This window comes from uncultured Campylobacter sp. (assembly GCF_938045205.1).
In the GTDB taxonomy this organism is placed as follows: Bacteria; Campylobacterota; Campylobacteria; order Campylobacterales; family Campylobacteraceae; genus Campylobacter_B.
Genome location: NZ_CALIMY010000012.1, coordinates 1 through 11,460, shown reverse-complemented (window position 1 = coordinate 11,460; position 11,460 = coordinate 1). Strand labels below are relative to the sequence as shown.

The window sequence follows — 11,460 nt, the reverse complement described above, 5'->3', positions numbered from 1 at the left end:
CGCGCAGTTTCAGCATCCTGCGGATATCTTGCGATACTGCGCCGCTTTCAAACGCTACGCATGGGAGGCTTAAAATTTTACTAGCATTTAAAATTTCGAGGCATTTAAATTCCGCGATATTTAAAATTACGTGACATTTTAAAATTTCACGACGTTTTAAATTCCAGCGAAATTTGAAATTTCGCAATCTTTAAAATTCCGCTAGCATCTTAAATTTTATCCGATGCGGACAAGAAAACCATTCGGGCGGGCAGACCGCTCAAATTTTATCCGACGCGAGCAGGCGGCAAACCACATGGACGAGCAGGCCGCTCAAATTTGCTCGCCCGCGCGGTGTCGCTAGCGTATAAATTTAAATTTTACTCGCCCAAGATGTTGCGAAAATTACTCAGTGCGAATATTACTCGGATTTATCCTCACCCTTAGCGCCTGAAATTTTATCCAGCACCTTTTTGCCGACCTCGCTTTGATTTAGCGCTTCAAGCATCGCGGCTAGCTGCGTGCCGCCCTTGGCGCTTAAAATTTCGCCGAATTTACTCATCCCCTCGCCCACGCTGCCTTCGTTCGCGATGATCTTAAGATCCGCCGCGCTTAGCGCCTTGGCCTGCTCTAGGCCGATGTCGCGGTTCGCTTCGATCTGTTTGATCGAAATGAGATAGGTCTGGTATCCCTGATTTTCGCCGATCTCGCGCGCCAGCTCGATCTGTGCGTTTACGGGCGCGAGCTCCTTTAGCCTAAGCGCCTCGGCCTCTGCAGAGCCTATCTTTAGCGTACCCTGCGCTTCTTTGTCCTTCATCTCCAAAAGCGCCGCGGCGGCGAGAAACTGCTTCTCTTTATCACCCTGCGCTACTAAAATTTGATTTTCCTTGATCGCTTCTGCGTCGCGGATTTTGGCGTTTTTGCGCGCTTCGGCGTCGATTTCGATCTTGCGCTGCTCCTGCTCGGCTTTTACGATCTCCACTTGCTTTTTGATCTCGGCCTGCTTGACGTCGTTTACTCGCACGACCTCCATCGCCTTTTCCTGTGTGATCTTTTGCTGATCCTTGATGAGCTGCTCGGCCTGCTCTTTTGAGATCGCGACTTCGCGCTCATTTTCGACGGTCTTAAGGCCCACCATCTTATTGGCTTCCTGCTGGCGCACTTCGGTTGCCTGCGCGGCTTCGATCTCGGCAATTTGAGCGAGCTTAGTGTTGTTTGCGACCTCGACGCGGCTTTCCTTTTCGATCTGGGATTTTTTCTTCTCCATGATGTTAAAGATAACCTTGCTGCCGCTGCTATCGCGGATATCCATCAGCTCGATGTTTTTGACGGGCTCGATACCCCAGTTTTCAAGCTGCGTCTTTACCGCCTTGGTAAAATCATCTCCTAGCTCAGAGCGGATCTGCAAGATGTCCTCAAGCACGCGGCTTGAGAGGATCGAGCGGATCGAGCCTTGAATGATATTGGTAAGCTGGTTATTCAAATCTTGAAAATTATTGACGCGCTGGGCGGCTAAATTTGAATCCACGATCCTAAAAAACGCCGTGATATCGACTACGAAAGGAAGCCTGCCCAGATCATACGCCTCGTAATCCTCGATCTTGATGCTAAAGACCGAGACCGGCAAAACGATCTTCGTAACGCCCAGCGCCGGCACCCAACTCGGGAATTCATAGTAGCTGTTGCCGTTGCCGGTATCTTTGCCGTAACTCGTCGTCTTGCGCGCGCTTTGGACGATATGCACTTCGTTCGTCTCCACTACGCGCCTAAAAAACAGAGGCACGATGATAAAAAGCGCGATTAAAACCCCAACGGCGGCGCCTATCAAATATAAAATTTCACCCATTTTCTCTCCTTTAAAAATGCTAAATTTAAAATGGATTATATAAAAATTTACTTTGAAAAATAATAAATGATCGCGGCGGCGGCAGTTAAAATTTACGGAATTTTAATGAGGTTTTTTGTAATATCTCGGCGTATATTTCAATACCTTTTAGGAGAAAAAATGAAAAAATTTTTACTGCTGCTTTTAGCGGGTGCGCTTTTTGCGAGCGCGGCAGAGCTTAGAACTATCAAGGATATGGACGGAGCTGAGGTCAAAATCCCCGCAAAAGTTGAGCGCATCGCAGCACTCTGGCACTCGAACAATCAAATTTTACTGGCTCTGGGCGGAGCGGACAAGATCGTCGCCACCACCGATAATATCAGCAAAAACGCATGGTTTCTTAAAATTTATCCGCGCCTGGCGCAGATCCCCGTGCTGCTAAAAAATAACGACGTAAATTTAGAGGAGCTGATGAGCCGTAACCCTGACGTAGTCATCATCTCAACCGCACTGGCGGGCGAAAATTTAGCTAAGCAGGGCTTTACTGTTTTAAAGGCGAGCTTTAGCGATTACGAGCAGATGAGGCGTAGCATCAGGATGTGCGGCGATATGCTAGGCGGCGACGCACCGCAAAGAGCGAAGGATCTGATCGCAAATTTAGACAAAAATATCGCTTTGGTTAGCGGCCGCACCGCAAATTTAAGCCCCGATAAGCGTCCGCGCGTCCTTCACATCGTAGGCGGAAGCGATCTTTTAAAGATCGACGGCAAGGGCACACTGATCGACTCATGGATAGAGCTAGCCGGCGGAACGAATGCGATCACCGCCACGAAAGGCCCGATGAAAACTATCACCGCCGAGGAGATCATCGCGAGCAACCCGCAGATCATAATCGTGGGCGGCGATCAAAACGAAGATGCGGTAGAGAAGATCAAATCAAGCCCGGTTTACAGCGGCACGGATGCGGTCAAAAACGGACGCGTTTACGGCAATCCGCGCGGAGTTTTCAACTGGGATCGATACGGCGCGGATACGGTACTTCAAATTTTATGGGCGGCTAAAACTATTCAGCCGGAGCTTTTTGCCGACATCGACATAAAGGCCGAAACTAAGGCGTTTTATAAAAAATTTATGAATTACGAGCTAAGTGACGCGGAATTTGGCTATATTTTAAAAGGACTTAACCCGGATGGTAAATAAGGCGCGGCGCCGAAGCAACGGCATCAGCGCTACACCTAGCAGGCTGCATCTGTGCCGAACGCTCATCGTGTAGTAGGCGGCGGATACATCGGCACAGAATATTTCATCGTGCGGCGGATACATCGGCGCCGAGCAGACCGCCCGTCCTATCTCGACACCGGATAGACAAATCGTCTAGTCATATGGGCGAGCGGGCGTCGTATCGTCAAAACAAGCGCCGCTATCTCGCATTTTGGCGCGTTGAAATACGGATGCCGTCCACATAAAGCGCAGATCCCATCGTTGCTCGGCGCGTCGATACCTAAATGACGGCGTCGCTGCCACATTGTCCCAACTAAAACGGTATCCTTAACGCGCGGCGTGCCGAGCAAGCAGTGCGCCCGAATATGTAGCTAAAGACGGAGTAAAATTTAAACCCGCGGCGGGTGAAAAAGGACAAAGCAACGACAAGCAAACAAGGGCAAAATAAAGCTGCAAGATAAAATTTAAAGCAAAGGAAGCGGTCATGGAAATTTCATTTTTTACGACGCTTAAGCCTGCTCTAGCGGGTGCTTGGATACCCTCATTTGCGATGGTGCTGATACAGTTCGCGTATATGTTTATCTACAAGGAGGTCGGCAAACGCGCCACCGATACCTCGTGGTACACGCTCGCGGACAAGCAAAATGCGATCATAAGCTCGCTGCTGCAAGTAGCGCTGCTTATTTTATCAGTATTTGTGCCGCTTAAGACGGGCAGCGCGTGGTTTTGGATCGGAGCGGTGATCTACATAGCGGCTTTTGCGGGCTTCATCAAGGCGTTTTACGACTATGCGGCGGCCCCTGCGGACAGAGCCGCACAAAGCGGCATCTACCGCCTATCGCGCAATCCGATGTATTTCTTTTATTTCCTCGGCATGGCGCGCTTCGGCGTCGCTGTGGCTACTCATAGCGATAGTGCCCTTTGCCATATACAACCATCTCGTGGTCCTCGGTGAGGAGCGTTACTGCGAGCAAGCCTACGGACAGGAGTATTTGGAGTATAAACGCAAGACGCCGCGATATTTTTTGTTTTTCTAAGGGGAGGGTAAAACCTAGGGCATGCTGCAGCTCTAGACGTTTTATAAAATTTTTGGCACTAAGGAGAGAGTATGTTCGTAAGGAAAAATTTTGCGCTCGTCGCCGCTTTGTTTCTAGCGTTTTGTCTAAACGCCGCCGCGGGCGAGCCGAGGACGGTTAAAGATATGCGCGGAAACGTCGTCGAGCTACCGGAGAAAGTAAGCAAAGTAGCCTCGCTTTGCAACGCGAACAACCAAATCATCCTCGTAGGCGGCGCGGAGTTTGGATACATACTGCACGGCCTGGGCCCGGACGGCAAATGACGCACGCTCCCGCTTGCGGCGAAAAATAGCTTCGGCTGAAGTCTGGGCGCATTTAGAGCCGTCTGCACATTTAGCGAAAAAGCGTTTCTTAAAATTTTAAGAGCCGAGCGAATGAAATTTTACCTGGCTCGCGACGGCTCCTTTAAAATTTCAAACGAAATTTTAAAGCAAAATTTACCGACGGCGCAAGGGCGCGTATATTGGCGATGAAGACACGAAATGTAAAATTTAGCGATGCGCCTAGTAGGCACGACGAAACAACAAACACATCGCTAGTAAGAAATACGCAAGAGGCGATGTTTTAGACGAAGCGATTGCAAGGGTTAGCGGCGGCGAGCGCGCGCTTATACCCGCGAGCTTCTATCCATAGCGACGAGCAGTTCACAGAGATATACGCAAGCAACGCGCCGCTTTTGGTAGCGGCGACGGCTTGCACTCATCTCAGTAGCGCGCGGTCCGCTCTTTTTACATGCATCCGATTCTCGTCGCTTGCTTTTTTCTGAGGCCATCGCCCATAGCTCGCTCTCTATTTTTTACGAGACAGCGTTTAATTTGCACCGAAATCCGCAGAGCCGAACTGATCGTCCAAAGCACCGTCCTCCTCGCCCGAGAGCACGCTCATCGCGCTGATACGCGAGATCAGCAGGCGATCCTCGGCGATGTCGGCGCGATCTGAGCCGATAGTAAGCGACGTAATCGCCGTGCGCCCGATGACCGCGCGCCCGCCATCCATCGTGCGAAGCCCCCAGATATCGTGTAGCACCGCAGGCTTGCCGTCCACCTGCCCTACGTAGAGCATCACGTGGCCGGGCATATACAGCAGGGTTTTATACGCCACGCCGTTTTTGCCGATGAGCTCAAGCTTTTCATCCGCGCTCATCCCCGCCAGCGAAAAACGCTCGCCGCGGCCCGATTGCGCCTTAGAATTTCGCGGCAGCCACAGCCCGAAATTTGCCAAAAAGTCTTTCGTCATAAGCGAGCAATCGCGAAGAAATTTATACCCGCCCCAGCCGTATTTCTGCCCGAGCAGGCTAGCGGCTACGATCTTTGAGTTCTGCTCATCAAGCGGCGCGGGCCAAAGCCTCGCATCCTCCGCGCTAACGAAATATCTTTTGCCGCCAAACTGCGTTAAAATTTCGCCGCTAAATACGCTCCGCACGCCGAGCGTGCCGCCAAGATCGCGCTTGCCGCTAAAATCATACGGCAGGATCGTGCCGGTGCGCGCCCTAAAAAGCTCCGCGCCGTTTACGTCATAGACGGCGGCGCCCTCGCGCAGGATCGTTATAAATTTAGAATTTGCGTAGATATCCGCCTGCTGTGGGCTGATGCGCTTTATCGCATCGCTTCTGATCCAGCTCCACACGCCGTCGTTGCGCACGAACGCCCAAGCGCCATCTCTGCTGTAATGCGATAGCAGCATCGGATAGCCCACGCCCACGGCGGAATTTGCGGCGTAATCAAACGGCTCGCCCTCCCCCGGCTCGCTCGGATCGCCGAAAATCGGCAGATCGCTTGGGATATTTCGCAGCAGCGCGTTTTTTACCGTTATAGCGGGCTCGGAGATCAGCCCGAACGCCTCTTCATTGGCGTTTGTGCGGATGCTTTGATAGATCGCGTCGTTATATATCCTGCCTGCGGCGTCAAAGTGGCGCCCCTTTGCGTAATTAAGCCCCCAAAACGTATCGATTTCCGCCTTCACGGGCACATCGTCAAACCAAATTTTAAAATAGCGGCTCTTAAACGCACTTCCGCTTATGTTTTGCACCGAAGCGGGAGCCGGTAGTCGCTCGCTGTTTTGAGCGTATTCGAGATCCAAAACAGCGGGATTTTCCGGGATAAACTTATGGATGGTTTTACCGCAACCTGCAAGAACTAAAGCTACGAAGATAAGAGATACTAGTCGTTTCAAACAAAATGCCTTTTAAAAAATTTTGGCTATAATTTTGCCAAAAAATAGGAAAAAACTTGATAAATTTCATCATCCAGAAGCTAAAAGATCGCAATATTTTCATCACGGGCGGCGCAGGCGTGGGCAAAAGCTACGTGATAAAAGAGCTCATCGAGGATTACCGCGCTCGCGGCAAGCTCGTCATCGTACTCGGCAGCACCGGCATCAGCGCCGTAGAGATCGGCGGCGTGACCGTGCATAGCTTCTTTCGCTTCGGCATTTGCAAAAACCACGAGGAGTTAAAAAGCTTCGATCGAAAACAAAGCGGCAAACTAAGCGAGCTGCGAAAAATTTTAGCCCTCGCGGATCTCATCGTGATCGATGAAATTTCGATGATCGGCGCCGAGCTTTTCGAGATGATCTATCTTAGAATTTCAAATTCTAAATTTAACGGACGGCTGCTCGTTACGGGCGATTTTTATCAGCTTCCGCCGGTGCGCAAAGAGGGCGAGAGTGCGCCGCGCGCGAGCCTATTTAGCGACTCGGATTACGCCTTTGGCTCGTACGCGTGGAAGCAGTGCGAGTTTTTTTACGTCGAGATGATAGGCTCCAAGCGCACCGCAGATGCGGCGCTATACCGCCTGCTTTGCGAGCTGCGGCTCGGCACCCCAAGCGAGCAGACGGCGGAGCTGATGCGATCTTTGCTCATCGATGCCGCGCGAGCTGAGCCGAACGCTACGATAATCTCGGGCCGAAACGCCGAAGTAGATGCGATAAATAGCGCCAGATTAGCCAAGCTTAGCGCACCGCAGAGCAGCTTTGAGGGCGTTTATGAAGCGCTACAAAGCGGCGTGAGCGAGCAGAAAATTCAAAAATGGATCGCCTTGCTAAATACGCCGCAAAGTCTGACGCTAAAAGAAGGCGCAAAGGTGCTGTTTACCGCAAACAAGAGCGGCGAGTTTTTTAACGGCGAGCAAGGCGTAGTCGAAAAGATCGAAAAAAGCTCCGGCGGCGAGATCGAAAGCGTAGTCGTAAAAAAGCCCTCGGGCATGTTAAGCCGCGTGGGGCTGCAAACATACGAACTAAGCGAGATCGCCGCAAGCGGCACGGATGCCGAGCAGGTCGTGCTGGCGCGGTATTATCAGTTCCCGCTCAAGCTCGCATATGCCATCACGATCCACAAATCCCAAGGCATGAGCATCCCGCAGCTCATCTGCGACATCGACAGGATCTTTGCCAAGGGGCAGCTCTACGTGGCGCTTTCGCGAGCGACGAGCCTTGCGGGGCTCGGGGTGATATATACGCGCGCGGAGCCTTTGTTGCGGTATTTGCAGCGCAACGCAAGCGCGGATGAAGCCGTAGTGAAATTTTATCAAGAGAACGAATTTTATAAAATTTCGGATCAAAAAATTTAAGGAAATGCATGCAACTAGAAAGAGCGATAGCGCTAAGTAGAGCCAAACAAAAAAAGTGTATTTGCAAGGTAGTGATGATCTATGCCAAGATAGTATTTTTGTATCTGTTCCCATTTATCGTGATGTTTGCGATCGATGCGGTATTTAAAACAGACGATGATACGGATTACAAGATGATCGAAGCTTATCTTGTCTACGCGGTGCTTTTGATTATTTATATTGCTTGCATTTACGACGGCATTGCAGACGCCGCTTATGAATATAAACTATTTTACAAAAAAGTTTTGGTGCGCACGGCGATCTCACAGGCGTATCCGCAGCTTACTTATTCGCCAGGCCGCGGCATAAGCGCGAAGGAATTCAGGCGAGCGGGAATCTTTGCAAACTCCGATTTTATCAGCGAAGATGAGATAAAAGGCGAATGGGATGGGGTAAAATTTAGCCTCAGCGAGGCGATTAGAATCAAAAAGAACTACGATCTAGGCATAGACAATACCTATGTGAAGCTAGCTTCGCTTGCGATGAGCTTATATGATGCGTATATGGATTTTAACGGCAGCGTGCTGATATGCGAATTCGGCAAGAGATTTTACGCCAAAACCATCTTAGCGAGCCGCGAGCTAAATACAAAAATTTTAGGCGAGAAGGAGCTAATGGACAACGTCGTTTTTAACAGCGAATTTCGCGTGTTTGCTGACGACAAGGTCGAAGCTCGCTATCTATTGACGCCTACGTTGATGGAGCGACTAAATGAGCTGAAGCGATACTATTATAAATTTAGCATCAGTGCGGCATTTATGGATAATAAATTTTACCTATTTCTAAACGGCGCGCCGAACCGCTTTGAAACAGAGCTATTTAGCATACCTCCAACTACTGGAACGACATATGCTCACCAATACGAACTGGCTGAAATCTTAGAATTAGTAAGCGAGCTGGGTCACATAACCGGGGAGCTAGAAAGCAAAATTTAATCAGCCCGCATAATTTAAATTTAACGGGCTAAATTTGACCGCCCTATTACAGTCCCGCTTCGGCTCTTAGCCGCGCGGCATACATCTCGCGCAGTCGCGGTACGTATTTGCCGACCGCACCGCCGCCGATCGCTCTGCCGTCAGCCTTTACGATCGGCAGCACCATCAGCGTTGCCGCGCTGATAAAGGCTTCATCGGCCTCATAAACCTCGCTCATTCCAAACGCCCGCTGTTGCACGCTAAGCCCCGCCTGCTCGGCAAGGCCTAGGATCACCTTGCGGCGGATGCCCGGCAGTATGTCGTTTGAAAGCGGCCGCGTGATAAGAACGTCATCTTTGATGATAAATGCGCTGGAGCTCGAACACTCGGTAACAAGCCCGTCCTCAATCAAAAAGCACTCATAAGCGCCCGCTTTGTGGGCCTCGTGCTTTAAGATACACTGGGCTAAAAGCGAGATCGATTTTATATCGCGCCTATGCCAGCGGATCTCGGGCAGGCTTACGATCTCGATCCCCTCTTTTGCGAGCGGATTATCAAAAATTTGCGTATGATAGACAAAGGCAAATACGCTGGGCTCTATGCCGCGGGCGTAATCAAAATCGCGCATCGCTGCGCCTCTTGTGATCTGAGTGTAGAAAGCGCCCTCTTTTACGCCGCCCTGCGCGATGAGCTCATATAAAATTTCTTCATATTTTTCGCGAGAATATGGAATTTTCAGCTCGATCTGCGCGGCGCTACGCTCAAAGCGCTCCCAAAAATCCGCTCTGTCGCAAATTTTAGAATTTACAACGGGTGCTACTTCATAAATGCCGTCTCCAAGCACGAAACCGCGATCAAAAGGGCTTATTGCGGCCTCTTTGGCTTTACAAAATTTGCCGTTAATATAAACTATCTCGTCGCCGCTCATTCCGCTGATTTCAAACATAATCGCTCCTTGAAATTTCGCGCTATTTTATCTTATAACAATTTAATTTAAGATATAATGCCGCAAAAATCGAAGGAGCTCCGATGGATAAATCAAATTTTAAAGATAGACTTTTAGATATTATGTTTCATGTATCGCATAAACCCGTGCTTTTCCGTGATCTACTCGAAGCCAACGCCGAGTTTAACGACGGGATGCTCGTCGATCCTTCGAAGCTAAATTTTAAATTTAACTACGGCAAATCCTACGTGATCTTCGCTTGCTTCGCATTCGTCTGCGTTATGTTTTTGATAACGCTGACGCACGCGATGTTTGAAAAGATCGACTTTCACTTCTCCATTTTATTTACGATCATAGCGACGTCGGCGGTTTTTATCGGCTTTGATTGCTTCAAAGCGTGGGCTAGAAAAAAGCTAACCCACGAGCTCATCAAACGCGCTTGGGCAAACCATTTCCTCTACTTCCCCTACGAAAAATACAGCCGCATAGTCGAAAATATCTACAACGAAGCGCTCAAAAACGACGTGCCTAGACGCGAGCTAGAACAATACGTGCTAAGCAAAATCGTAGAAGTTGGCGAAAAATAGTTTTAAAATACCGCAAAATTCTATAACACAAAACAGCATTTCAACCCAAGCAAATTTTAAAATCTTATTGCGAGATATGCGGCACGTAGGCAAGACATAAAAATTCCAGCTCGAAAAGCAAGCCGGTATAATGGATGAATTCCAAATTAAAATTCTATGCCGATACAGCAAAAACTGCGCCATAAATTACGATATATAAATTTTAATCAAAGCTTATACTTTCCTGCGCCACATTTCGCTACGGCTAAATTTCACTTCATAAAATTTATCTATCGTTTCTTAAATTCTAATCTCGTTCACTTACTGCCGATTTAGCAATCCGTATTATGTAATTGAAGTTATGTTTAACTATTTTAGGGTAAAATCACGCAATATCTAAGGGATAATATTAAATTTAAGAAAAGGATAGTTTATGAAACTACTTTTTTGCATTATTTTTGCACTTTGCAGCAGTGTTTTTGCGGGCAGTTTGGAGCAGATCAGATCTGCCGGAGTCGTTAAAATCGGTGTTCGTGATGGTAGGCCGCCTTTTAGTGATGAAAAAAGTGGTAATTTCGAAGGCTTTGAAATCAACCTTGCAGATGCTATAGCTAAGAGCATATTCGGTGATAAGCGCGGTAGAGTCGAGTTCGTCCCTTTAAATGCCAGCGATAGGATCTCTGCATTACAAAACGATAAGGTAGATCTTGCAGTCGCGACCATCACGATAACGCAAGATAGAAAAAGGCAAATCGACTTTTCTTATCCATATTTTTCGATGAGTTTGGGAGTTTTGACACGTAAAAGCGACGGCATCAAAAGTATAGACGATCTTTCAAACAAAAAGGTCCTAGTAGAGGGTAGCGGGACTACGGCAGAAAATTTTTTGTATAAAAATAAAATCCACAATCTAATCCATTGCTCCATTACTACCGAATGCTACGATATGCTTAAACAAGGCAAAGCCGATGCTTACGTTAACGATAATCTCATCGTGCTAGCTTATTCCATTATCGACGACAATTTAGAAGTAGCAATCCAAAATCTAGGCAATCCGGAATTCTTAGGCATCGGAGTGCGCAAAGGCAATACCGAACTGCTTGATCTGATAAATAAAGAGCTTGTTACACTTAGCAAGCAGGGCTTTTTCGAACGTTCTTATGATGAAACTTTCAAGCCATTTTATCAAGGCGCTGCAGATAAAAAATATTTCTTACTAGATGGGCTCTATGCTATATTTTAGGACGAAATTTAGCAGTGTTTTATCTAACGGCTTCGACTAAAACGTCATTTATGATAAGTGGATAATATGCGAAATCCAATTTTAA

At 48.4% G+C, this 11,460-nt stretch carries 11 protein-coding genes; 7 read left to right on the top strand and 4 right to left on the bottom strand.

Annotation, left to right across the window (positions count from 1 at the left end; all coding sequences use genetic code 11):
- A partial coding sequence (locus Q0198_RS00645; RefSeq protein WP_297893844.1) for a hypothetical protein occupies nucleotides 1–187 on the bottom strand: 187 nt, incomplete at its 3' end.
- Nucleotides 188–400: 213 nt separating this feature from the next.
- Nucleotides 401–1,825 carry an SPFH domain-containing protein gene (locus Q0198_RS00640; protein WP_297893843.1) on the bottom strand — a complete coding sequence of 475 codons (1,425 nt, stop codon included), beginning with the start codon at nucleotides 1,823–1,825 and terminating at the stop codon, nucleotides 401–403.
- Nucleotides 1,826–1,984: 159 nt separating this feature from the next.
- On the opposite strand from Q0198_RS00640, the gene Q0198_RS00635 reads away from it, so the two are divergent.
- The 3 genes from Q0198_RS00635 (at nucleotide 1,985) to Q0198_RS00625 (ending at nucleotide 4,364) form a co-directional block, all read left to right on the top strand.
- A complete protein-coding gene (locus tag Q0198_RS00635) occupies nucleotides 1,985–3,004 on the top strand; it encodes an ABC transporter substrate-binding protein (RefSeq protein WP_297893840.1) in 1,020 nt (339 codons plus the stop codon).
- Between the two features lie 505 nt (nucleotides 3,005–3,509).
- Nucleotides 3,510–3,980, top strand: a complete 471-nt coding sequence (locus tag Q0198_RS00630; RefSeq protein WP_297893837.1) for a methyltransferase — start codon at nucleotides 3,510–3,512, stop codon at nucleotides 3,978–3,980.
- Nucleotides 3,981–4,133: 153 nt separating this feature from the next.
- Nucleotides 4,134–4,364, top strand: a complete 231-nt coding sequence (locus Q0198_RS00625; RefSeq protein ID WP_297893836.1) for a hypothetical protein — start codon at nucleotides 4,134–4,136, stop codon at nucleotides 4,362–4,364.
- A 547-nt stretch (nucleotides 4,365–4,911) separates the two neighbouring features.
- On the opposite strand, the gene Q0198_RS00620 is transcribed toward Q0198_RS00625, so the two are convergent.
- Nucleotides 4,912–6,273, bottom strand: a complete 1,362-nt coding sequence (locus Q0198_RS00620; RefSeq protein ID WP_297893833.1) for an SH3 domain-containing C40 family peptidase — start codon at nucleotides 6,271–6,273, stop codon at nucleotides 4,912–4,914.
- 56 nt (nucleotides 6,274–6,329) lie between these two features.
- Between Q0198_RS00620 and Q0198_RS00615 the strand changes: the two genes are divergently transcribed.
- Both Q0198_RS00615 and Q0198_RS00610 read left to right on the top strand, forming a co-directional pair.
- Nucleotides 6,330–7,667, top strand: coding sequence for an AAA family ATPase (locus Q0198_RS00615; RefSeq protein WP_297893831.1), 1,338 nt, complete (start codon nucleotides 6,330–6,332; stop codon nucleotides 7,665–7,667).
- A gap of 8 nt (nucleotides 7,668–7,675) precedes the next feature.
- Nucleotides 7,676–8,641, top strand: a complete 966-nt coding sequence (locus Q0198_RS00610) for a DUF3137 domain-containing protein (protein WP_297893828.1) — start codon at nucleotides 7,676–7,678, stop codon at nucleotides 8,639–8,641.
- A 46-nt stretch (nucleotides 8,642–8,687) separates the two neighbouring features.
- Here Q0198_RS00610 and Q0198_RS00605 read toward each other — a convergent pair whose 3' ends face one another.
- Nucleotides 8,688–9,566, bottom strand: a complete 879-nt coding sequence (locus Q0198_RS00605; RefSeq protein WP_297893827.1) for an aminotransferase class IV — start codon at nucleotides 9,564–9,566, stop codon at nucleotides 8,688–8,690.
- An 83-nt stretch (nucleotides 9,567–9,649) separates the two neighbouring features.
- Here Q0198_RS00605 and Q0198_RS00600 point away from each other — a divergent pair, with 83 nt between their 5' ends.
- Together Q0198_RS00600 and Q0198_RS00595 are read left to right on the top strand one after the other, a co-directional pair.
- On the top strand, nucleotides 9,650–10,153 hold the full coding sequence (locus tag Q0198_RS00600; protein ID WP_291936850.1) for a hypothetical protein: 504 nt from the start codon (nucleotides 9,650–9,652) through the stop codon (nucleotides 10,151–10,153).
- 412 nt (nucleotides 10,154–10,565) lie between these two features.
- Nucleotides 10,566–11,375 (top strand): transporter substrate-binding domain-containing protein, encoded by an 810-nt coding sequence (locus tag Q0198_RS00595; protein WP_297893824.1) that lies wholly within the window; start codon nucleotides 10,566–10,568, stop codon nucleotides 11,373–11,375.
- The last annotated feature ends 85 nt before the right edge of the window (nucleotides 11,376–11,460 follow it).

What these genes read in the sequence shown, in the direction of transcription:
- Q0198_RS00640 (WP_297893843.1), bottom strand. Translation starts at nt 1,825, where the DNA reads ATGGGTGAAATTTTATATTTGATAGGCGCCGCCGTTGGGGTTTTAATC.
- Q0198_RS00635 (WP_297893840.1), top strand. Translation starts at nt 1,985, where the DNA reads ATGAAAAAATTTTTACTGCTGCTTTTAGCGGGTGCGCTTTTTGCGAGC.
- Q0198_RS00630 (WP_297893837.1), top strand. Translation starts at nt 3,510, where the DNA reads ATGGAAATTTCATTTTTTACGACGCTTAAGCCTGCTCTAGCGGGTGCT.
- Q0198_RS00625 (WP_297893836.1), top strand. Translation starts at nt 4,134, where the DNA reads ATGTTCGTAAGGAAAAATTTTGCGCTCGTCGCCGCTTTGTTTCTAGCG.
- Q0198_RS00610 (WP_297893828.1), top strand. Translation starts at nt 7,676, where the DNA reads ATGCAACTAGAAAGAGCGATAGCGCTAAGTAGAGCCAAACAAAAAAAG.
- Q0198_RS00605 (WP_297893827.1), bottom strand. Translation starts at nt 9,566, where the DNA reads ATGTTTGAAATCAGCGGAATGAGCGGCGACGAGATAGTTTATATTAAC.
- Q0198_RS00600 (WP_291936850.1), top strand. Translation starts at nt 9,650, where the DNA reads ATGGATAAATCAAATTTTAAAGATAGACTTTTAGATATTATGTTTCAT.
- Q0198_RS00595 (WP_297893824.1), top strand. Translation starts at nt 10,566, where the DNA reads ATGAAACTACTTTTTTGCATTATTTTTGCACTTTGCAGCAGTGTTTTT.